The organism is Elusimicrobiota bacterium (genome assembly GCA_016788905.1).
Classification (GTDB): domain Bacteria; phylum Elusimicrobiota; class Elusimicrobia; order FEN-1173; family FEN-1173; genus JADKHR01.
In genome coordinates this window covers 57,608-78,780 of sequence record JAEURZ010000014.1, presented here as the reverse complement: position 1 = coordinate 78,780, position 21,173 = coordinate 57,608, and the positions used below count along the sequence as shown (strand labels likewise).

22 protein-coding genes are annotated in these 21,173 nt (G+C 55.5%); 19 read left to right on the top strand and 3 right to left on the bottom strand.

Annotated elements, in window-relative coordinates:
• On the bottom strand, window positions 1-240 hold a 240-nt coding region (locus JNK54_07140), incomplete at its 3' end, for a transposase (GenBank protein MBL8024037.1).
• A gap of 716 nt (window positions 241-956) precedes the next feature.
• Here JNK54_07140 and JNK54_07135 point away from each other — a divergent pair.
• From JNK54_07135 to gcvPB, 19 genes are all read left to right on the top strand, one after another.
• Window positions 957-2,285, top strand: a complete 1,329-nt coding sequence (locus JNK54_07135; protein ID MBL8024036.1) for an integron integrase — start codon at window positions 957-959, stop codon at window positions 2,283-2,285.
• A 10-nt stretch (window positions 2,286-2,295) separates the two neighbouring features.
• The gene (locus tag JNK54_07130; protein MBL8024035.1) at window positions 2,296-3,459 is read left to right on the top strand and encodes an LL-diaminopimelate aminotransferase; all 1,164 of its coding nucleotides are present in this window, start codon (window positions 2,296-2,298) and stop codon (window positions 3,457-3,459) included.
• 46 nt (window positions 3,460-3,505) lie between these two features.
• Window positions 3,506-4,417, top strand: coding sequence for an EamA family transporter (locus JNK54_07125; protein ID MBL8024034.1), 912 nt, complete (start codon window positions 3,506-3,508; stop codon window positions 4,415-4,417).
• Complete coding sequence (locus tag JNK54_07120) at window positions 4,414-5,172, top strand: RNA methyltransferase (GenBank protein MBL8024033.1); 759 nt, start codon at window positions 4,414-4,416, stop codon at window positions 5,170-5,172. The genes JNK54_07125 and JNK54_07120 overlap by 4 nt, the downstream gene beginning before the upstream one ends.
• Entirely contained in the window at window positions 5,162-5,659 is a 498-nt protein-coding gene (folK, locus tag JNK54_07115; protein MBL8024032.1) for a 2-amino-4-hydroxy-6-hydroxymethyldihydropteridine diphosphokinase, read from the top strand. Before JNK54_07120 ends, folK begins: the two co-directional genes overlap by 11 nt.
• A complete protein-coding gene (panB, locus tag JNK54_07110; GenBank protein MBL8024031.1) occupies window positions 5,659-6,483 on the top strand; it encodes a 3-methyl-2-oxobutanoate hydroxymethyltransferase in 825 nt (274 codons plus the stop codon). Before folK ends, panB begins: the two co-directional genes overlap by 1 nt.
• Window positions 6,480-7,364, top strand: a complete 885-nt coding sequence (locus JNK54_07105) for an alpha/beta fold hydrolase (GenBank protein ID MBL8024030.1) — start codon at window positions 6,480-6,482, stop codon at window positions 7,362-7,364. The genes panB and JNK54_07105 overlap by 4 nt, the downstream gene beginning before the upstream one ends.
• Window positions 7,361-8,200, top strand: a complete 840-nt coding sequence (locus tag JNK54_07100) for a pantoate--beta-alanine ligase (protein ID MBL8024029.1) — start codon at window positions 7,361-7,363, stop codon at window positions 8,198-8,200. The genes JNK54_07105 and JNK54_07100 overlap by 4 nt, the downstream gene beginning before the upstream one ends.
• A gap of 65 nt (window positions 8,201-8,265) precedes the next feature.
• On the top strand, window positions 8,266-9,075 hold the full coding sequence (locus JNK54_07095; protein MBL8024028.1) for a TIGR00159 family protein: 810 nt from the start codon (window positions 8,266-8,268) through the stop codon (window positions 9,073-9,075).
• Window positions 9,072-9,209, top strand: a complete 138-nt coding sequence (locus tag JNK54_07090) for a hypothetical protein (GenBank protein MBL8024027.1) — start codon at window positions 9,072-9,074, stop codon at window positions 9,207-9,209. The genes JNK54_07095 and JNK54_07090 overlap by 4 nt, the downstream gene beginning before the upstream one ends.
• An 82-nt stretch (window positions 9,210-9,291) precedes the next feature.
• Window positions 9,292-10,626 carry a phosphoglucosamine mutase gene (gene glmM / locus JNK54_07085; protein ID MBL8024026.1) on the top strand — a complete coding sequence of 445 codons (1,335 nt, stop codon included), beginning with the start codon at window positions 9,292-9,294 and terminating at the stop codon, window positions 10,624-10,626.
• Window positions 10,627-10,704: 78 nt separating this feature from the next.
• Window positions 10,705-11,433, top strand: coding sequence for a pyridoxine 5'-phosphate synthase (locus JNK54_07080; GenBank protein MBL8024025.1), 729 nt, complete (start codon window positions 10,705-10,707; stop codon window positions 11,431-11,433).
• Between the two features lie 2 nt (window positions 11,434-11,435).
• Window positions 11,436-13,301, top strand: coding sequence for a glutamine--fructose-6-phosphate transaminase (isomerizing) (gene glmS / locus JNK54_07075; protein ID MBL8024024.1), 1,866 nt, complete (start codon window positions 11,436-11,438; stop codon window positions 13,299-13,301).
• 107 nt (window positions 13,302-13,408) lie between these two features.
• On the top strand, window positions 13,409-14,758 hold the full coding sequence (gene lpdA, locus JNK54_07070; protein MBL8024023.1) for a dihydrolipoyl dehydrogenase: 1,350 nt from the start codon (window positions 13,409-13,411) through the stop codon (window positions 14,756-14,758).
• Window positions 14,755-15,651 (top strand): lipoyl synthase, encoded by an 897-nt coding sequence (locus tag JNK54_07065; protein MBL8024022.1) that lies wholly within the window; start codon window positions 14,755-14,757, stop codon window positions 15,649-15,651. The genes lpdA and JNK54_07065 overlap by 4 nt, the downstream gene beginning before the upstream one ends.
• On the top strand, window positions 15,648-16,784 hold the full coding sequence (gene gcvT, locus JNK54_07060) for a glycine cleavage system aminomethyltransferase GcvT (protein ID MBL8024021.1): 1,137 nt from the start codon (window positions 15,648-15,650) through the stop codon (window positions 16,782-16,784). The genes JNK54_07065 and gcvT overlap by 4 nt, the downstream gene beginning before the upstream one ends.
• Before the next feature lie 9 nt (window positions 16,785-16,793).
• Complete coding sequence (gene gcvH, locus JNK54_07055) at window positions 16,794-17,165, top strand: glycine cleavage system protein GcvH (protein MBL8024020.1); 372 nt, start codon at window positions 16,794-16,796, stop codon at window positions 17,163-17,165.
• 47 nt (window positions 17,166-17,212) lie between these two features.
• A complete protein-coding gene (gene gcvPA, locus JNK54_07050) occupies window positions 17,213-18,541 on the top strand; it encodes an aminomethyl-transferring glycine dehydrogenase subunit GcvPA (protein ID MBL8024019.1) in 1,329 nt (442 codons plus the stop codon).
• A gap of 2 nt (window positions 18,542-18,543) precedes the next feature.
• The gene (gene gcvPB / locus JNK54_07045; GenBank protein MBL8024018.1) at window positions 18,544-19,998 is read left to right on the top strand and encodes an aminomethyl-transferring glycine dehydrogenase subunit GcvPB; all 1,455 of its coding nucleotides are present in this window, start codon (window positions 18,544-18,546) and stop codon (window positions 19,996-19,998) included.
• A 266-nt stretch (window positions 19,999-20,264) separates the two neighbouring features.
• Here the strand turns inward: gcvPB and JNK54_07040 are convergent, their stop codons facing one another.
• Entirely contained in the window at window positions 20,265-20,696 is a 432-nt protein-coding gene (locus tag JNK54_07040) for an AAA family ATPase (protein MBL8024017.1), read from the bottom strand.
• Between the two features lie 91 nt (window positions 20,697-20,787).
• Window positions 20,788-21,171, bottom strand: a complete 384-nt coding sequence (locus JNK54_07035; protein ID MBL8024016.1) for a sulfite exporter TauE/SafE family protein — start codon at window positions 21,169-21,171, stop codon at window positions 20,788-20,790.
• Window positions 21,172-21,173: the final 2 nt, after the last annotated feature.

The window sequence follows — 21,173 nt, the reverse complement described above, 5'->3', positions numbered from 1 at the left end:
CCGGCTCGAAATCATCCCGCGGGCGTAAGCCGCCAATACAATCTTTAGCATCACGCGCGGATCATACGCCGGAGCGCCTCCGTCGTCGTTGTTCCGTAACCTATGAAACGCCGTCATATTGATTTTGTGGTCAACAATATAAGAGAGGGCATGCTCGAAACTACCAGGTAGGATTTGGTGTTCAAACTGAATAGATACAAACTGCCCTTGCGCGTAATTCGCTTCTTTATACCGCGGCATGGGGACCTCCGGAAAGGGGATTGTCGTCAGCGTCGACGGTAATTCAAGATTATCTCTTTTGGATGGGGACCGCTAGAAAAATGAAACGGAGGGGAAACTAAGCGCTCGCAGGGGTTTTTCTACAGACTAAACGGACCAAGCTCAGCGGCCAAGGAAAGTGCGGAACCTACGGCCGATGGCGGTGATGACTAAACTCACTCAAACAACTAAACCCACGAAGCGACCACTCCTTGGTCCGCTGCAGCGACTTGTTAGGCGCTCCTATTGTTATAAATTACCCTCTTAATCTCGAATACCACAACAGAAACTCTATCCGCTTACAAGACCTTCTATTTAAAAAAGGAAATCTCGATTTTAATTGATCCATAATGACCTTATTGTCATTCAAACTCTGGGAATAATGACGTGTCAGCTCTATTTCAATCTTTTTGAAATCTGTAATCCACGTGTTTTTCAATTCAACTTCTACACTAGGAAATGATTCCCGAACACTGTCCGCGGGGGATTTGTTAAGACCAAATTTGGTGTAAAGTAAAAATCCCCGATTTTTTAAATCATCTATTGTCGGTTGTCTAAATAGTCGCATTCTTTAGCGCCTAACAATTATTATCTATACTCTTCTTTCTTCGGGAAAGGCCCGTTGACGCCTTTTTCTATTTTGAATAAAATGAAATACAAGATGATTAATCGAAGTAAAATTCCCTTGTTACATGGTTATGCTTACTTCATATAATCAGGCTTGCTTGCCTGAATTCCAAAACCTGCTGCGGCAGCGTAACCTTGCTCTTGAAAAACAAATCCCTTTTCTCGCGCAGTGGGCCCAGGCTTATTTGACCTTTTTGGGCCAGAACACTGACGGGGCAGTGCCGTTTGAAATTGGCCTGGAACGCTTTTTAAAGCATACATCCATTCAGGGAAAATTTCAACCCTGGCAAATCGCCCAAGCGGAATCAGCCGTCCGCCTGTATAATCGTTATTTTGGAACAAAAGAAGAATCGCTCCCTGTCGCTCCAGCGACGGGGGGTGCGGTGGAGGAAAAATTAAAGGAAAGAATGCGTTTAAAGCATTACTCTTTCAGTACCGAACGCTCCTATTTAGATTGGTATACTCGGTTTCATAAATATATTTCTTCTGTGCGTGGAAAAACAGAGCCATCGGAATGGACCTCGGAAGACGTGAGCGATTTCTTGACTCGATTGGCGGTGGTTGATCGTGTTTCCGCTTCAACTCAGAACCAGGCGTTTAATGGACTGCTTTTCCTTTTTCGGGATGTATTGGGGCGGTCCTTGGACGACATTCGAAAAACAGTTCGCGCGAAACGGGGCATTCGATTGCCAGTGGTTCTGTCGCGGGGAGAGGTTCGCGAGGTTTTTGCCTCGACGACGGGGGAAAATCGGCTTATCCTTGAACTGCTCTATGGGACGGGGATGCGACTCATGGAATTGGCCCGATTGCGCGTTCACGATTTGGATTTTGATCGGGGAACACTGTATATCCGTGGGGGGAAAGGGGACAAAGACCGAACGACCATGCTGCCGAAATCGGTCAGAGACCCGCTCCGAAATCATCTTCTTGAAGTTAAACGTCTCCATGATGGAGATCTTGCTAAAGGGTTTGGAGACGTGTATCTCCCCGAGGGACTTGACCGCAAATATCCCCGTGCAGGGAAAGAATGGAAATGGCAATATGTCTTTCCCTCAGACCGACTGTCTGTGGACCCCCGGAGCGGAAAAGTGCGGCGACACCATCTGAGCGATTCGGCCATTCAACAAACCATGGCGAGGGCGGTTGTTAAAGCGGGGTTAACCAAGCACGCCACGGTCCATACGCTTCGGCACAGTTTCGCCACACATCTGTTGATGAAAGGGGTTAATATCCGGGAAGTTCAGGAACTCTTGGGACACAAAAGCGTTGAGACAACCATGATCTACACCCATGTCCTGCGCGACATGGCCAACGCTCCGTCCAGCCCCTTAGACGATCTTTTGACGGATCCGGAGAGCAGCCCCTCGCACAAAGAATTGGCACCACCCATTTCCCATTGAAGGAGAATTTATGACCATTAACGCATCGGATCGATTGGGGCTCTTGCCCCCCTACCTGTTTGCGGCCATTGACGCGGCCAAGAAGGCCGCCATGGACAAAGGGGCGGACATTATTTCATTGGGGGTGGGCGACCCAGACCTTCCCACCCCTGCGCCCATCATTGCGGCGGGGCAAGCGGCCATGACGAAACCGGCCAACCACCAATACCCCTTTGGCGCAGGGCTTCTCAGTTTTCGCCAAGCCGTGACCCATTGGTACAAGACCCGGTTTCAAGTGGATTTGGACCCAGCGACGGAAGTGTATTCCCTTATCGGTTCAAAAGATGGATTGACGCACTTGCCATTGGCTTTCATGAATCCCGGTGACACGGCCATTGTGCCGGAACCCGCTTACCCGGCCTACAACGCGTCCATCCTCTTGGCGGGAGGGCAAACATATTTTACCCCGCTTCTGGAGGAAAAAGGATTTCTGCCGGATTTGGAAAGCATTCCTAAAGACATTTTGTCGAAGGCAAAACTTTTCTATCTCAATTACCCGTCGAATCCTCTCTCCGTGATGGCCCCCCGGTCTTTCTACGAATCAGTCATTCGGTTAGCGAAAGAGCATGGATTCCTTGTGATCCATGACGCGGCTTATTCTGAAATGTACTACGAAGAACCACCTCTCTCGTTCCTCCAAATCCCTGGGGCCAAAGAAGTGGGGATTGAATTTCATTCCTGCTCAAAAACGTACAACATGACGGGCTGGCGGGTGGGGTGGGTGTGTGGGAACGCCACCGCCGTTCGAATTTTGGGGCGGCTCAAAGACAATTTTGATTCGGGCGTATTCCAGGCAGTGCAAGAGGCCGCCGTCGCCGCTCTGACCGGTTCCCAGGACAACGTGGCCGAAATGCGAAAAGTGTACCGCGAACGTCGGGACTTATTTATCCCTCGGCTTCGGGCCCTCGGATGGCGCGTGACAAATCCACCCGCCACTTTTTACGTATGGGCGCATACTCCCGAGGGATATTCTTCCGCCCGAACGGCAGAGCGTCTTTTGCAAGAGGCGCATATCGTGTGTACGCCCGGGAATGGGTTCGGCCCTTCCGGCGAAGGCTATGTTCGGTTTGCCCTGACGGTTCCAAAGGAAAGGCTAGAAGTGGCTTTGGAACGCATCGGCCGATTGAAGTGGTAACAAGCGTTTCCCGGAAAGCTCGGGGGTCCCATCGACCGTGGGTGGAATGGATCGCCTCCGTTTTTTGTTTCACGGGAAGGAGCAAGGATTGATCCTTACGTCCCGCCGTGGGGCCCTCCTGGTGGCTTTAGCGGCGATCCTCTTTGGGTTACTGGGTGTATTGGTCAAATGGACATCCGAATCAATTCCAAGCCCTATGATTGTTTTTTTTCGTAACGCCGTAGGTTTGGTGGCTCTCGTCCCCTTTCTTCAGGGGAAAGGCTCCCTTCGAACGAAGAGGTTTGGGGCCCACTTTACCCGTGCCCTGGCGGGGATAGGGGCCATGTATTTGTCCTTCTACGCCATCGGACATATGCGATTGGCCGATGCCTACGTGCTGGCTTACACGGCGCCACTCTTCATGCCTTTTTTGGCCCGGTGGTGGTTAGGTGAACCCATCCCACGTCACGCTGGGGTGGCACTGGGGCTGGGGTTTGCGGGCATTCTTCTTCTGCTCAAACCCGGATTAGGGATTTTTCAGCCGGTGGCGCTCTTTGCTTTGGCGGCGGGATTATTGGCGGCCATTGCCCAAGTGGGCATTCGTCATCTGACCACAACGGAACCGCCCACCCGCATCGTTTTTTATTTTGGACTTGTGGCCACGGGGTTGACGGCTCCGCCCTTAGCGGGGGCTTGGACCCCTCCTTCTGTGGGCCTGTGGGTGGCCCTGGGCGCTTTGGGTATTGTGGCCACCGTAGCACAACTTCTGATGACGGAAGGATATCGGCTCTCTTCCCCTGGGGATGTGGGCGCTCTCATGTATATTGCGGTGGCGACCGCCGGTGTTGCCGACTGGATTTTTTGGAGGCGTCTGCCGGACATTATTTCACTGGTGGGGATCGGGCTGATTATGGCCGCGGGGGTTTGGATCCTGCGAGCCCCGTCACGCCCCGTTCCTCCTTTGGTTCCGGTTCCATGAAACTTCGGTTCGTTCTTGTTCGGCCCCGTAACCCACTCAATATGGGCGCCGCGGCTCGGGCTATGGCCAACTTTGGGTTTAACGATCTGGTGGTGGTCAAACCTTTCGCGCCCGTTTGGCGGGAAACGACTTCCGCCGTGGGAGCGGAACAATTGGTGAGGGACGCCCGTTCGCTTTCTTCCTTGGATGAGGCCATCGGAGACTGCCAATTGGTTTTGGGTACCACGGCCCTTCGCAATCGCCGTCCGGAACGGCCCGTTGTTTCCTTGCCGAACCTGGGGGATTATTTGAAACAAGTGGCTCCGTCCCCCTTTCTAACGAAAGACAGAGGAACGTTCCAGGCCGCCATTCTCTTTGGATCGGAAAAGACAGGTCTTTCTAGCACGCACTTGGACCGGTGTCATATCTGGCTCACCATTCCAACAGATCCAGGATGCCCTTCAATGAATATGGGACAATCCGTGGCCCTGTGTGCATACGAGTGGGCCCGCGTTCTGGAAGCCCTTCCTCGTCGCCCCTTGCCAGGGCTGGCTCCCCTGGCAACAACAGATGATCTCAATCGGTTGGTGCGGCAAACCATGAACCTTTTCGAAGCCGCCGAGTATTTGCCATTCCTTCCCAGGGCCGCTCAAGAAAGAAAAGTGCGGCGTCTCTTTCAGCGCTGGAGGATTCACCGCCAAGACATCCAACTCTTGTACGGATTATTTCGGTTTTTAATGCAGGGGCTTGCGGGAAAGAGACCCCGTGGCGGTTGAGAAAGTTTTCGTGGGTGTGGGGTCCAATGTGGGGCGGCGACTGGTTTTTCTTCGTCGGGCCGTGCGGGCTCTGGGAAATATCCCGGGAGTGAAGGTGTTTCGTGTTTCGCCCGTGTATGAAACTTCTCCTGTGGGGCCACGCCAGCGGCATTTCCTGAACGCGGTTGTTGAACTCCGTTCGTTGATGGGGCCGGCGGATTTGTTGGGACAGATGAAAAAAATTGAAGGGCTTCTTGGCCGTCGGCGACGCAAGCGGTGGGGGCCTCGAGAAATTGATTTGGATTTGATCTTCTTCGGTGTTCGTCGCCATCGAGAGGAACTTCTCCTGCCCCATCCCCGATGGAAAGAACGCAAATTCGTGGTGTGGCCCCTGGCGGATATTGCCCCCCGGTTTAAAGACGTTGTGAGCGGGCGATCCATGGGTTATTATCGGCGGAAATTGACAGATCCGGACCAAAGCATTAAACTCTATCCGAGACCCCTCTGATGAAAAAGAAACCCACGCTCTCCCCCGGAAAAGTCACTGTTCACACCCTTCGAGAAATGAAACGCACGGGCGAAAAAATAACGGCGCTCACCGCCTACGATGCTCCCATGGCCCGTCTACTCAACCGAGCCTTGGTGGATGTGATTTTGGTTGGCGACTCGGTGGGCAATGTGAAGCTGGGTTTCCCGAACACGCTTCCCGTCACCTTAGAGGATATCCTCCATCACACCCGGGCGGTTCGGCGGGGGAACAGCCGAGCCCTGTTGGTGGCGGATATGCCGTTTCTTTCCTATGAGTTCGATCCCAAGGACGCGGTTCGGCAGGTGGGTCGGTTGATTAAAGAGGGCGGCGCTGAAGGGGTGAAAGTGGAAGGGGCGGGGGCCATTTTGCCGTCCCTTCGTGCGCTCATCGGGGCCAATATCCCAGTGATGGGGCATCTGGGATTAACGCCTCAAGCGGTTCACCGGCTCGGGGGGTATCGGGTTCAAGGCCGAACCCCTCGTGACGCCGCCAGGATATTGAGAGACGCCCGCCAGTTGGAATCGGAAGGTGTTTTCGCCCTCGTTTTGGAAGCGGTTCCGGCCTCCCTGGCCCGCCAGATTTCCCGCGCCCTGAAAATTCCCACCATTGGCATTGGAGCGGGGGTGGGGACGGACGGTCAAATATTGGTTCTTGATGATATGCTGGGTTTTTCCGACGGTCCTTCCCCGAAATTTGTTAAACGATACGCCCATTTGTGGGATGAAGCACTCGGGGCTGTCCAGCAATTCCGGTCGGAGGTTCGAACCTCCCGGTTTCCCGGACGCGACCACACTTACCGGTGATTTTCCTTCTCATTGTTTTTTTTGTTGTCGGTGGCATTTTCTTTTTGGGGTGGCGGATGTCCGGCCTTGTTCTTCGTGGGCCGCGGGAACCGCTCACCACCACGCCGCGGACGTATGGGTTGGCGTATTCTGAGGAACGGTTCAACTCTTCGGGGAATCTTGTTCTTCGTGCATGGTTCGTGCCGTCCTCCCACCCTTCCGACACGACCCTCGTTATTTGTCACGGGTGGGGGGCGAACCGGTCCAACATCTTGGAGCGGACTCATTTTTTAAGGTCGCGCGGTGAGTACAACCTCTTCTTCTTCGATTTTCGAAACCACGGGGAAAGCGATTCGGGGCAAGCGTCTCTTTCCCGTGAAGAAATTGGGGATCTGGACGCCGCTCTCCGTCATCTTCGTTCGGTCCATCCGACCGAATCCGCTCGGATGGGGCTGTATGGAATGTCCATGGGCGCGTCCATTGGGATCTGGGTCGCCGCCCAAGACGTGGGCGTCTTGGCGGTTGCGGCGGAAAGCCCCTTCTGTGAATTCAGTGGGGCGCTCACCCGCCACGGTCGGTTATTTTATGGAGCTCCAAAACTATTTTCACGGCTGACGCTTTGGTTTGTCCGGAACCGATTGGGGTTTGACCCCAATGATTACGCTCCCCTTCGGGTCGTCGGGAAGATTGCCCCTCGACCTCTCTTTATTTTACAAGGCGAACGGGACCGACGCACCCCCCCCGCTGAGGGTCGCCGCCTTTTCGATGCGGCGGGTGAACCCAAAACGCTCTGGACGGTTCCCGGGGCGTATCATGGGGAATTGGCCGAAGTGGGGGGACGGGAGTATCAAGATCGGATCCTTGCCTTTTTTGATCGGGCGTTTCATCGATCACGCCCATGAAAACAATTCGTTCCTCCGCTGTCCTGCGAAAAATCGTCTTGGCGTGGCGGCGACGTGGGCGGTCGGTGGGTTTGGTCCCGACCATGGGGGCGTTGCATGAAGGGCATTTGTCTCTCATCCGACGGGCGAAGAGGGAAAATGATTTCGTGGTGGTTTCCCTCTTTGTTAATCCCACCCAGTTTGGACCCCAGGAGGATTTGACCCGCTACCCTCGCCCTTTTGCCCGGGACGCCGATCTCTGTCGGCGTGAATCGGTCGCCCTCCTGTTCACCCCCTCGCCCCAGGGAATGTATCCGCCGGATTTTCAAACCTGGGTGACTGTGGAAGAACTCTCCAAGCCCCTGTGTGGGCTTGTCCGGCCAGGCCATTTCCGAGGCGTGGCCACGGTGGTGCTTAAACTTTTGAACCAAGTCCAACCCGACCGGGCCTATTTTGGAAAAAAAGATTTTCAGCAGTTGCGGGTGATCCAACGGATGGTGAAGGATCTGGATCTGCCGGTCAAAGTCGTTGCCTGCCCAACCGTTCGGGAGTTTGGAGGGCTGGCCCTTTCCAGCCGGAACGCTTTTCTCTCTCTTGGGGATCGCGCGGTGGCCCCCCTGTTGAGTCGTGCTTTACGGGCGGCGGGGCAAGTGTTAAAATCTCGTCGGAATAAAGTGGAGGCCCTCCGCGCCGCTCGGGCGGTGTTGCGGGGCCATTCTGGGATACGAATCCAATACCTTGAAATTGTGGATCCGGAAACATTGGTGCCGTCCCTAAAAAAATCAGGACCGTTCCTGGTGGCGGCGGCGGTGTGGGTTGGACATACCCGGTTGATCGATAACCTGTACATCAAATAAGTCATGAGGAGGAACGCGGTCCTCGGGAGGGGTTGTGCGGGTTCCCTCTCCGGGCTCCTGGCTCCATGAGTGCCTTCTTTTTCCGATTCTGGCAGGGCCCCTTTCTCCACGTGGTGGACGTGGTTTTGGTGTCGATTCTTATTTACCACGTTCTTCTTTTAATTCAGGGAACCCGTGCCGTCCAAGTTCTACGCGGATTTGTTGTTCTTGCTGTGGCGACGGTTGTGGCGGATCGTTTGCTTGGGTTGCCCACCTTGGGCTGGTTGTTACGAACCTTTTGGATTGCGTGGGCGGTTGTTTTTGCGGTGGTATTTCAACCGGAACTCCGGGCCCTTTTGGCCCATCTCGGGAGTCATCGATTGGGCCGTTCTTTGATTCCACAGGAACTGGGGTTCATTGATGAAATTATTGCCGCTTTGCGTGAAGGCGCCGCGGGGCGTGTGGGGATGTTGATCGTCTTGGAACAGGAAACCGGACTCCGGAATTTCATTGGAACAGGGACCGTCATTAACGGGCAAGTTTCCCGGGAACTATTGTCGACCCTTTTTTTTCCGCACACTCCGCTCCATGATGGAGCCGCCATCTTGCGGGAAGATCGGGTGGTGGCCGCTGGGTGTGTGTTGCCTCTCTCGAATGACACAGAACTGTCCCGCGTGATGGGGACCCGTCACCGGGCGGCCCTGGGCTTGAGTGAGATTTCCGACGCCATTGTGATTGTCTTAAGTGAAGAAACAGGGACGGTCTCGATGGTGCGCCATGGACACCTGGATCGGGATGTCCCACTGGACGAGTTGCAACGACGGTTGATGGAGTTTTACAAGTCGATCGGAGAAAAAGGCCTCCGCAACCGTCGGACGCGGGAGGGAGACCTGTGAGGGGCTGGAAAAAGAATTGGGAATTGAAATGTATGGCTGTTCTTTTGGCCGTGCTCCTGTGGATGAGCTTGCATCTAAACCCCCGGGAACGATTTCCGGTGTCGACGGTTCCCGAAGCGGGTCAACAGCGGTAACGGCAGCCTGAAAATTTTGCCCGGATTCTTCTCCTCGATTTAGGGGGGGGATTCTGGGTGCGCTTGAGGAGAATATGATCTGATGGGAAAATTATTTGGAACAGATGGCGTGCGCGGAGTGGCGGGCCGTTATCCGTTGACGGAACAATTTGTCCGTCGATTGGGATGGGCGGCGGGTACCGTTTTAGCGGAACGGGAACCTCGTCGCCCCAAGAGATTGTTTATTGTTCGCGATCCCCGATCGTCCGGGCCGGTGTTGCTGAGGGCCTTAGCGGAAGGACTGGGCGCGGCGGGATTTTCAGTTTTGGATGGGGGTGTGCTGCCCACCCCGGCGGTGGCCGCACTTATCCCTTCGTTGCCCGTGGTTGCGGGCGCGGTGATTTCCGCCTCACACAATCCGGCGGCCCACAATGGGGTCAAGTTTTTCGGGCCTGGGGGCCACAAACTTGAAGAAGACTGGGAGGAGGCGATTGAACGCCGCGCCCTCTCGAAAGAACCGCTCCCACCTCTCCGGTTGCGTGTGAAACCGTTTCTTCAAGCGCGAAATCGATACATTCGGTTTTTAAAGAAATGCTGGCCCGCGGGTGTATCCTTGCGCGGGGTTCCCCTTGTTTTGGATTGTGCCCAAGGGGCGACCAGTACGGTCGCTCCGGACCTTTTTCGTCAGATGGGGGCGCAGGTCACGGTGCTCTCCGCGTCACCCAATGGCCGAAATATCAATCGCCAATGCGGGGCTCTTCACCCCCAGGCGTTGGCCCAGGCCGTTCGCCGGACAGGCGCGCGGTTGGGGGTGGCTTTCGATGGGGATGGGGACCGAGCGATCTTTGTGGATGAAGCGGGCCATCCGCGCGATGGGGACGCTGTTCTTTTGGCCGCGGCCCGTCACTTGAAGGTACGCGGTCGATTAACGAACAATTCCGTGGTCGTGACGGTGATGAGCAATCTGGGTCTTCATCGGGCGTTGGACGCCCTGGGGTTTCAAAGGGAAGTGACGGCGGTGGGAGACAAATATGTGTGGCAGGGAATGCGTAAAACAGGGGCGGCGTTGGGAGGGGAACCGTCCGGGCATGTGATCTTTCGGGATTTCCTCCCGACGGGAGACGGGATCCTCACCGCCTTGCAGGTGGCCGCGCTTTTGGTTGAAACAGGGAGAAGTTTCTCCTCGTTGACCTCGTTGGCGGTCCACTACCCCCAGGTCTTATTGAACGTTCCCGTTCGCGAGCGTACCCCGTTGGAAAAGATCCCAGGTTTTTCCCGGGCTTTGGCGGAGGTGAACACTCTTCTGGGGGACACCGGGCGCACCCTGGTCCGCTATTCGGGGACCGAACCCCTTCTGCGGATTATGATTGAAGGTCCTGACCGGGGCGCCATTGAATCCCACGCGGAAGCGTTGGCCCGTCTGGTTCGCGCGGCTTGACCGTGAAACTGCGTTGGGGCGTGAAATTTCAGTGTGTGATATAAATTTGATGTTGGTTTTCTTTTTTCGGTAAATCCGATGACTCTTCTTGGCGTTAACATTGACCATGTGGCCACCGTTCGTCAAGCCCGTCGATCCACGGTGCCCGATGTGGTGGCGGCCGCCCAAGTGGCGTTGGCCTCAGGGGCCGACTCCATCACCGTTCATTTGCGTGAAGACCGTCGCCACATTCAAGATATGGATGTCTCGCGTTTATCCAAGATCCAGGGCCTTCGGCTCAATCTTGAAATGGCGGCCACGGAAGAAATGGTTCGGATTGCGAGTGTCTTACGTCCTTTCAGTGTATGTCTTGTCCCGGAACGGCGCCAAGAATTGACCACGGAAGGGGGGCTGGACGTGATGAACCAAATGGCCCGTGTGCGGGGCGTTTGCCAAAAAATTTCATCCAAGGGAATCAAAGTGAGTCTTTTTATTGGTCCTGACTTGGACCAGGTGACCGCAGCCAAAGACGCGGGAGCGCATATGGTGGAGATTCACACGGGGACCTACGCGGACGCTCCGGCTGAGGCGCGGGGCACGGCGCTGAAGAAGGTTGAGGAAGCCGGTCTTCTGGCACACCGCTTGGGACTGGTTTTAAACGCGGGGCATGGATTGGACTACCAAAATGTTCTTCCGATTGCCACGCTGGATCATATGAACGAACTCAATATTGGTTTCTCAATTATTGCTCGGTCGTTGTTTGTTGGTCTTGAATCGGCCGTGCGGGAAATGAAAACGTTGGTGGCGGGTGTGGAGAGGAGGACCTAACCATGTGTGGAATTGTTGGATACATCGGGAAAGAAGAAGCGGCCGATGTCCTTTTGGACGGATTGCGGCGCCTGGAATACCGTGGTTACGATTCGGCCGGAATGGTGGTTCTGAACGGTAAGGGGTTGGACATTCGGCGGAGTGTCGGGAAATTAGTTAATCTGGAAACCCATCTCAAAAAATCCCCCCTTTCCGGTCACGCGGGGGTTGGGCACACGCGTTGGGCCACACACGGTCGTCCTTCCGAAGAGAACGCCCATCCTCACCGAGACGCCACGGGCCGCGTCGTGGTGGTCCACAACGGGATTATTGAAAACTATATGGCGTTAAAGTCAGGACTCCAATCTCGGGGTGTCACCTTTGAATCCCAAACGGACACGGAGGTCGTGGCCCACCTTGTGGGTGGGGCGATCTCCCGTCGTCAACGCGCGGGGGTCCCCTTGGCTCCCCTGGAGTTTGTGGAAGCGGTCCGTGAGGCTCTCTCTGAAATTAAAGGGACGTTCGCCCTAGGGATCGTTTCGGCCGATTGTCCCGATGTGGTGATTGGGGCCCGTCGTGAATGTCCTCTTTTGGTGGGAATGGGAGATGGCGAATATTTTCTCGCGTCGGACGCCCCCGCCATCCTCGCGCGTACCCGGAACGCCATTTTTCTTCAGGACGGGGACCTGGCCCTTTTGTCCCGGGACGGTGTCCAGCTGTTCAGTATCGAAACCGGTCGGCCCTTGGAACGCGCCGTCACCTATCTCCCCTGGGACCCCCTTCAAGCGGAAAAAGCCGGCTACCGCCATTTCATGTTGAAGGAAATCCATGAACAGCCCCGTTCCATGGAAGACACTCTTCGGGGCCGATTGAATATCGATGAAATCAAAGTTCATTTAGACACCCTCAAACTTTCGGAAGATCAAATTCGCGGATTTCGAAAAATGACCATTGTGGCCTGCGGCACCTCTTACCATGCGGGGTTATTGGCCCGTTACTTTTTTGAATCGTGGGTTCAGGCGCCTTGCGACGTGGAAATCGCTTCGGAGTTTCGTTACCGCAATCCCCTCGTGGGGCCGGAGGATTTGTTGGTGGCCATTTCTCAATCTGGTGAAACGGCGGACACTATTGCCGCGGTCCGGCACGCAAAAGGGAAAGGGGCCCGAACTCTGGCCGTTACCAATTCAGTGGGATCGACCCTTTACCGGGAATGTCACGGGAAAATCCTCACCCATTGCGGTCCGGAGATCGGGGTCGCCAGTACCAAAGCATTCACCGCCCAGTTGGGGGTCCTCTATGTCCTGGCGCTGTACGGGGCGTTGATCCGGGGCACGTTGCCGCGGGCGGAAGTGGAAACCATCATGAAGAATTTGCTTCACCTCCCGCGCTGGGTGGGGGACGCCCTTAAAACAGAGGCGGCTGTTTCCCTCATTGCCAAAAAATATTTTCACAGTCGCCATTTCCTCTTTCTGGGTCGAAACCTCAACTACCCCATTGCCCTGGAAGGCGCGTTGAAACTGAAAGAAATTTCCTACATCCACGCGGAGGGCTATCCCGCGGGCGAATTGAAGCACGGGCCCATCGCCCTGATCGATGAAGACATGCCAGTGGTGGCCATCGCCACCCAGAGCCGCGTCTATGACAAGGTCATGACGAACTTGGAAGAGGTGTCCGCTCGCGGGGGGCGAGTGATCGCCTTGGCCACGGAAGGGGACACCCGAATCACGGCGCTGACCTCGGATATTATTTGGCTTCCAGAGGTCCCGGAATCCATGGCTCCCGCGGTTAACGTGGTGCCGCTCCAGCTGTTGGCGTATCACATCGCGGTTCTTCTCGGTTGTGATGTGGACCAACCCCGCAACCTAGCCAAATCCGTCACCGTCGAATAAGGGGGGGGGGACATTCGTCCCCTTTTTCCACAAACCGGTTTAAATTTTCGGGAAGAGGCGAGTGTGGAGTCCGTCATGTTCAGTTCGGTCGAGAGGAGGAGTTTCATTTGAATTCTAAATCGGTGGTGGTCATCGGTGCGGGGCCGGGAGGCGAAGCGGCGGCCAAACGGGCGGCGGAGTTGGGGGCCCAGGTCACCATAATTGAGCGAGCGGAAGTGGGCGGACTCTGTTTAAACGCTGGGTGTATTCCTTCCAAAATGTTGTTGGAAGGAGGCCGGCTTCTTCGACAGGTGCGATCGGCTGCCTACCTGGTGGGGGGATCCACGGCTTCTATCCATTGGGACATGTTGCAAGAAAAAAAACGCGGGCTTGTTACACATTTTCGAAAATCCCTTGAACAGCGTTTCGGTCAGTTGAAAATCAGATTGGTCCGGGGAGACGCCCGGTTCGTCAGTCCCCACTCTGTTCGTGTCACAGGGCCTGAAGGGGCCCAGAACATTGATTTTGAAACGGCGGTCATTGCCACAGGTTCCGCACCATTTTTCCCTCCTCCTTTTGATCCAAGTGTTCAAGATATTTTAGACAGTGACCGTGTTCTGAATTTAACTCAAGTTCCCAAAAGTCTGGTGGTGGTGGGCGGGGGCGCTGTGGGGTTAGAGTTTGCTTGTCTTTTTCATGAACTGGGCACCGCCGTCACTGTGGTAGAGAAAATGCCCCAACTTTTGCCGGGGGAAGAAGCCTCGGTGTCCCGGTTCCTCCAGCAAAGTTTTGAAAAACGGGGAATCAAAGTCCATACGGAACAAACGGTGACGTCCGCCGAGAAAAGTTCGGACGGGTGGCGGATCACTCTTTCCAAGGGAGAGGAGTGCTTTGCGGAGAGGGTTTTGGTTTGCGTGGGGCGCCGCGCTTCACTGAATGATTTGGGATTGGAGTTGGCGGGCGTTTCGGTCGAACGGGGGCGAATCGCGGTGAACGATTTTATGCAGACGTCCCGGGCCTCGATCTACGCGGTGGGGGACGTGAACGGGTTGTCCCTGTTGGCCCACGCCGCGGCGGTTCAGGGGTCCGTTGCTGTGGGGCATATGATGGGGAAGGGCACCTCTTACGCCCACGCTCGTGTGCCCCGTTGTCTCTACACGTGGCCCGAAGTGGCGAGCGTGGGCGAATGGACCCATTCGGCTTCAATCAAAGACCTGGAAGTTAAAACCCAACGTTTCTTTTTTCAGGGGTCGGCCAAGGCCCTTGCCGCGGAGGAAGGAGAAGGGTTTATTCAGATCCTGTCGAATAAAAAGGATGGACGTTTGTTGGGGGCTCAGATCATCGGTCCTCACGCCACGGAACTGATCCATATCCTTTCTGTGGCCTTGGCCGCGGGCCAAACGGTGGACCAATTGCGGCAGGTTATTTTTGCTCACCCGACCCTGTCGGAAGGGATTCCAGGAGCGCTCGGGCGATGAGCGGGGCCGGGCCTGTTTTTCTGAAGGAACAACGCGAAACACCTCTCGCCTGGCGTCCGAGACTTCCGGCTTTCATGAAGGGCGTTGTTCCCCAAGGGGAAACGTTGTTTAACGTCAGGGACGTTCTCAAGGGAACGAAACTTCCCACGGTGTGTGAGCAGGCTCTCTGTCCCAACCGAACGGAGTGTTGGGCTCGGGGAACCTTGGCTTTTCAAATTCTGGGGTCCACCTGCACGCGCCGTTGCGGGTTTTGCGCGGAGGCCACGGGTCGGCCGGGTCCTGTGGACGGGGAGGAACCTGGCCATCTGGTCGAAGCCGCCCGTCAATTAAATTTGCGCCACGTGGTCATCACGTCCCCGGCCCGGGACGACCTTTCGGATCAAGGGGCCACTCAGTTCGCGGCCTGTGTCCGGGCCCTGCGGTTGGGGATCCCCTCCCTCACCATCGAAGTTTTGGTGCCGGATTTCCAGGGGCGACCGGATTTGCTAGATTTGGTTTTCCGTGAAGGTCCGGATATTTTTAACCACAACATGGAAACGGTTCGTCGGTTAACCCCCCGGGTTCGCGCGCGGGCGACGTACGATTGTTCGTTGTCGGTCCTTTCCCGGTCCGCTCGCGCGGGGCTCCACACGAAATCGGGTCTCATGGTGGGGTTGGGAGAGAGCGAGGCGGAACTGAACGAAACGTTTCAGGACCTGGCCCAGGCGGGTGTCCGGTCTTTCACCATGGGCCAATACCTTCCCCCCAGTTTCGACCATTTGCCCGTGGTTCGTTTTTACACACCGGAGGAGTTTCTAGTGCTCAACGTGCAGGCTAAAAAATATTTTGAACGTGTGATGGCCGGGCCTCGGGTCCGGAGTTCCTATCACGCCGACGAAATGGTGCGATCGTGAACGAATCCCTGTCCGTCACCCCCGCGCTCCGACGAACTCCGTTCCATTTTCGACATCAACAAAACGGCGCACGCCTCGTTCCCTTTGCTGGGTGGGAAATGCCCGTTCAATTTGAAAGTGTCATGGCCGAGCATCGGGCCGTTCGGGAACGGGCCGGTATTTTCGACATCTCCCATATGGGCCAGCTGTGGGTCACGGGGCCCGGTGCCCAGGAAAGTTTGCAGAAACTTCTGACCAATGATATCGGAGGCCTTCCCGCCCAACGCGGTCTCTACGCACTTCTTTGCAATGAAGAGGGGATGGTGGTGGACGATCTGTATGTTTACTGCTTAGACCCTCAACGCTATTTGCTTATCGTCAACGCGTCTCGCGTATCGGTGGATGAGGAATGGATCCGCCCGCGTTTGGGGCTGGACACGAAGATGACGGAACAACCCCAGCCGGCGGCGTTGGCGGTTCAGGGCCCCGCGGCGAGCGAAGTCATGGCTAAAATATCGAAAGAGGCCTGTGGGTTGAAAAAAAACGGTGTGGCCGAAATTCCCCTCATGGATATGGAGGTTGTTGTGGCTCGAACCGGATACACGGGGGAAGACGGTTTTGAACTCTTTGGGCCGGCCGGGCATTTGTTCCCGGTGTATGAGTTCCTTATGAAAGAGGGGAAACCTCTGGGGCTCGTTAACTGTGGGTTGGGGGCCCGGGACACCTTGCGATTGGAAATGGGGTACCGGCTTTACGGTCACGAACTCGATGACACCCATTCGCCCTTGGAAGCCGGGTTGGGATGGGCGGTCAAACTGGAAAAGCCATTTTTTGTGGGGCGCGGGGCTTTGGTCAAGGAAAAGGAAGGGGGGTCGCGTCGCCGACTGATGGGTTTTCAACTTCAGGAGAGAGGCGTCCCCCGGGAAAAATGTGAGATCTGTTTTGCGGGAGACCCGGTGGGATATGTCACCAGCGGAACGTTTTCACCCACACTGGGGGCGGGGATTGGGATGGGATACGTGGACATCGGGTTGTTGCCCCCAACGGCCGAAACCAATCCCGAGTGGACGATTCGAATTCACGGGCGGGCTGTTCCGGCGGATCGAGCGGCGTTGCCGTTCTACCGTAAATCAGTGCTCCCCATAACGAACTGAGAGGTAACCATGGACCCCAAAGATCTTCGTTTCACCAAGTCACACGAATGGATTTCCCCCGATGGCGCAGTGGGAATCTCCGACCACGCCCAGCACGAAATCACGGACGTGGTTTTTGTGGAACTTCCTAAAGTCGGTCGTTCCGTTAAGGGGGAGGAGGCGTGCGCCGTGGTGGAATCGGTTAAAGCCGCCTTTGATATTTACGCCCCTGTCGCCGGAACGGTCGCGGCGGTGAACACAGAGACGACGAAGAACCCCGCTCTTCTCAACCAATCGCCGTACGGGGATGGATGGCTCTACAAAATCCAGATGGCTTCTCCCGCTGACCGAGAAAAATTAATGACGTACGATCAATACGAAAGCTTTATTAAAGCCAAATAAGAGTTAAAATTTGCCCTTTCCCCCTCGGGGCTCAATGAGAACAAACCATGTTTATCCCACATACGGACGACCATAAAAAAGAAATGCTCGCGGCCCTTGGGGCGGCGCGGTTCGACGAATTAATTGCGGCGCTTCCGAAGGCCTTGGTCCGTCCTCGGCTGAACCTTCCCGGATCTCTGAGCGAAATGGAGCTGGTCCGTCACATGGAAGAGTTGGCGGCTCGGGACCATTTGGCCCAATCCTATTTGGGGGCGGGGGCTTACGAACATTTTGTCCCGACGTCGGTGTGGGCCTTGGCGTTGCGGGGAGAGTTCGCCACGGCTTACACGCCTTACCAAGCGGAGGCCAGTCAGGGCACGCTTCAATCCATTTTTGAATTTCAAAGTCTTCTTTGTGATCTCTTCAAAATGGATGTGGCCAACGCTTCCATGTACGATGGGGCCAGCGCGGCGGCCGAGGCCTGTCTGGTGGCGGCCAAACATACGGGACGGGGAGAAATTTTAGTGCCGGAAACGGTCCATCCCCAGACGCTCCAGGTGATCCAGACCTATTTGGCTCACAGCGGGGCCCGGGTGGTGCGGGTGCCTTGTCCTCAAGGGATTCTTGAACCGACAGAGCTTCAAAAGCATCTGGGTTCCAACACCGCGGCCCTGCTTGTGCAGAACCCCAATTTTTTCGGGAATTTAGAAATCCACGTGAGAGAATTATCCAACCAGGTTCATGGGGCCGGTGGACTGTTGGTGGCGTCAACCTATCCCGTCTCATTGGGACTGATCGTTCCCCCTGGGGATTACGGGGCGGACATGGCGGTGGCGGAAGGACAATCTTTAGGTCTTCCATTGGGATACGGTGGTCCCTATCTGGGATTCTTCGCGTGTAAGGAAGAACTCCTTCGGAAAATGCCCGGTCGCGTGGTCGGTCAAACCGTGGACGCTGACGGAAAACGCGCTTTTGTGCTGACACTTCAGGCACGGGAACAGCATATCCGCCGCGACAAGGCGACGTCCAATATTTGCACCAACCAAGCCCTTTGCGCGTTGGCGTCCACGATCCACATGGCACTCCTTGGAAAAAAAGGGTTTGTGGATTTGGCAAATCTTAATTTTCAAAAGGCGCACCACGCCGCAACTGTCCTTTCCAAGAATGGATTCCCACTGGTTTTCTCCCACCCGTTCTTTAACGAGTTTGTGGTTCGCTGCCCTCAATCTCCTGAAAAAATTGTGAAGAAGTTGGAGGAGAAGCGTGTGTTGGCTGGTCTTCCCTTGGGGGGGTATTACCCCGATCGGGCGGATCAGATGTTGGTTTGTGTGACCGAAATAAAAACGAAGGCGGACATCGACCAGTTCGGGGCGCTGTTGGCCGAGGCGGTCCGATGACGGTGGAAAAAGTGGTGGAACCTCTCCTCTTTGAAAAAAGCGCGCCGGGGCGTCAGGGACTTTCCTGGCCGGTGTGCGATGTTCCGGTTGTCCCTGTGGAAAAAGACATCCCCGCGGATCTGATCCGTCAGGAACCCGCGCCGTTTCCCGAACTGTCGGAGCCTCAAGTGGTTCGACATTTCACGCGACTCTCCCATTTAAATTTCTCTATTGACACAAATTTTTACCCTCTAGGATCCTGCACCATGAAACACAACCCAAAAGTAAACGACCGCATCGTCCAGATCCCGGACTTTGCGGGGCTTCACCCCCTCCGCCCCCATGAGCTCAGTCAGGGGATTTTGGAAATCCTCTTTGAAGTGGAACGGTGGCTGTGTGAAATTTGTGGGATGGACGCTTTTACCCTCCAGCCTTCCGCGGGGGCCCAGGGTGAACTGACGGGTATTTTGGTGGCGCGGGCTTACCACGAGCATCGAGGCGAAAAACGGCCGGTGGTTCTCATTCCGGATTCCGCTCACGGAACGAACCCGGCCAGTGTGGCGGTGGCAGGACTTACCTCGGTGACGGTCAAGTCCACTCCAGACGGACAGGTGGATGTGGAGGATCTTTATAAAAAACTGACCAAAGACGTGGCCTTGGTCATGATGACCATCCCCAGCACGCTGGGCCTTTTCGAACCACGTATTCAGGAAATCGCAAAAAAAATCCATGAAGCGGGAGCCCTCATGTATATGGATGGGGCGAACCTGAACGCCCTGGTGGGTCTCGTCCGCCCGGGAGACCTCGGGGTCGACGTTTTGCATGTGAACCTGCACAAAACCTTTGCCACGCCCCACGGCGGTGGCGGGCCCGGGGCAGGACCCGTGGGTGTGAAAAAAGAATTGGAACCCTTCCTCCCCGTTCCGCGGGTGGCGTTGGAAAAAGGTGTTTACCGACGGCGGTTTGATCGGGTCAACACCATTGGGCGGGTTCATGGTTTTCAAGGAAATGTGGGTGTTCTGATCCGGGCCTACGCCTACATGCGGTTGCAGGGCGCCGAAGGGCTTTTAGAGATCAGTGAAAACGCCATTTTGGCCGCCAACTATCTGAAGACAAAACTGACCCCGCTCTTCCCCAAAATGCCCGCGGGCGCTTGCATGCATGAAGTGGTGGTGTCCGGGGAAGGCGCTTTCGGTCCGGGTGTCCGAACCTTGGACGTGGCCAAACGGCTGTTGGATTATGGGTATTACGCCCCCACGATCTATTTCCCATTGATCGTCCCGGAAGCCATGATGATCGAACCCACCGAAAATGAGACCAAGGAAACCCTCGACCACTTTGTGGAAACATTAAAGACCATCATCGAAGAATCCAAATCCAACCCGGACCATGTAAAAGCGGCCCCCCACACCACCCCCGTCCGCCGGCTAGACGAAGTCAAAGCCGCCCGAGAACCCCGCCTACGCTACCGCCCATAATCAATCCAGGATAGGAGATGTTTCTTTAATTCGCCGAACCCAAAAATTGAGTCCGTTTCGTTAATGGCCTTGCTATAATATCCCTATGCCGCTCGAGTTGAATGGGACCGAATAAAAGACATTTCAAATTTGAAAAAACACGGTGTTTCATTTAACCCGAAATCTTCAGTTGGATCGCGGGATTCGACGAAAAATCCGGACCTTTTTCCTTCCCAAAAAAGTTTGTCCGTAGTCCCCGCGACCGCGCGAGCGGAAGTGTGACGGCGCTAGCCAGGAATGCCAAGGGGGAATGGCCCGCGTGGGAGCGGCCTACGACCTGCACTTTTTTGTTCGTAAAAAAGCCCGCTTTTTCCGTCTCGCATCAGCGGCTCTGCCGCCCCAGGTGCCAGGCTCTCTGAGCCTGGCCGGTCCTCGCGCTCAACTGGGGATTCTGGGTTAACGATCAGCCACTGGACGTCGTTGAGAAAACCCGTGAGCCGTTGAACTTCATCGATCACGACCGGATGGCCCGTGGACTTGTGTTGGAGACATTCTTGTCGGAAGGAGTCAGGTGCCGCAGTCAATCTCTCCACGTTCCTGGAGAAGAGAAAATCAAAAACCAAGGCTTTAGGGAATTTCTGCTGAAGCAACGTGGACTTCCCTGTTTGGCGGGGACCCCAAAGAAAGCAGGAGTTCTTCACTAATTCGTGAAATGTCATGGCTCTTCTGTACATGATATAGTAAATACAAACTTTACTATGTCATGCCAATAATTAAAACGATTTTACGTCAACGGCGGGGATTCTGGGGTTATTTTCGGAGGCGGGAGTAGGTGCTGAGGATCATGTAGGCGCCCAGGACCATGACGACAACGCCGAAAGCGATTTTGAGATAGGCGGGGTTCATGCGTTGGGCCAAACGGCTGCTGAGCCAGGCGCCGAAAAAAAGGGCCACGGCACCAAAGGCCGCGCCGCGGACGTCCACGTTGCCGTGTCGATAGTATTCCATCACCGCGCCGAACCCCACGGGAAGGAGCAGAATGGCCAGGCTGGTCCCCGTGGCTCTCAGTTGACCAAACCCGGCGAAATACACGAGCGCGGGAACAATAACAATTCCGCCTCCCACACCCAAAAAACCTGAAACCACTCCCGCCAACCCTCCCACCAGAATAAAAAGGAGTGGAGACGTTTCCATCA

Excerpts from the sequence above, each read along its gene's own strand:
- JNK54_07080 (MBL8024025.1), top strand. The coding sequence starts at position 10,705 with ATGACTCTTCTTGGCGTTAACATTGACCATGTGGCCACCGTTCGTCAA.
- panB (MBL8024031.1), top strand. The coding sequence starts at position 5,659 with ATGAAAAAGAAACCCACGCTCTCCCCCGGAAAAGTCACTGTTCACACC.
- gcvPA (MBL8024019.1), top strand. The coding sequence starts at position 17,213 with ATGTTTATCCCACATACGGACGACCATAAAAAAGAAATGCTCGCGGCC.
- JNK54_07130 (MBL8024035.1), top strand. The coding sequence starts at position 2,296 with ATGACCATTAACGCATCGGATCGATTGGGGCTCTTGCCCCCCTACCTG.
- JNK54_07100 (MBL8024029.1), top strand. The coding sequence starts at position 7,361 with ATGAAAACAATTCGTTCCTCCGCTGTCCTGCGAAAAATCGTCTTGGCG.
- JNK54_07040 (MBL8024017.1), bottom strand. The coding sequence starts at position 20,696 with ATGACATTTCACGAATTAGTGAAGAACTCCTGCTTTCTTTGGGGTCCC.
- gcvH (MBL8024020.1), top strand. The coding sequence starts at position 16,794 with ATGGACCCCAAAGATCTTCGTTTCACCAAGTCACACGAATGGATTTCC.
- JNK54_07095 (MBL8024028.1), top strand. The coding sequence starts at position 8,266 with ATGAGTGCCTTCTTTTTCCGATTCTGGCAGGGCCCCTTTCTCCACGTG.
- JNK54_07065 (MBL8024022.1), top strand. The coding sequence starts at position 14,755 with ATGAGCGGGGCCGGGCCTGTTTTTCTGAAGGAACAACGCGAAACACCT.
- JNK54_07135 (MBL8024036.1), top strand. The coding sequence starts at position 957 with ATGCTTACTTCATATAATCAGGCTTGCTTGCCTGAATTCCAAAACCTG.
- glmM (MBL8024026.1), top strand. The coding sequence starts at position 9,292 with ATGGGAAAATTATTTGGAACAGATGGCGTGCGCGGAGTGGCGGGCCGT.
- JNK54_07035 (MBL8024016.1), bottom strand. The coding sequence starts at position 21,171 with ATGGAAACGTCTCCACTCCTTTTTATTCTGGTGGGAGGGTTGGCGGGA.
- JNK54_07120 (MBL8024033.1), top strand. The coding sequence starts at position 4,414 with ATGAAACTTCGGTTCGTTCTTGTTCGGCCCCGTAACCCACTCAATATG.
- JNK54_07125 (MBL8024034.1), top strand. The coding sequence starts at position 3,506 with ATGGATCGCCTCCGTTTTTTGTTTCACGGGAAGGAGCAAGGATTGATC.
- glmS (MBL8024024.1), top strand. The coding sequence starts at position 11,436 with ATGTGTGGAATTGTTGGATACATCGGGAAAGAAGAAGCGGCCGATGTC.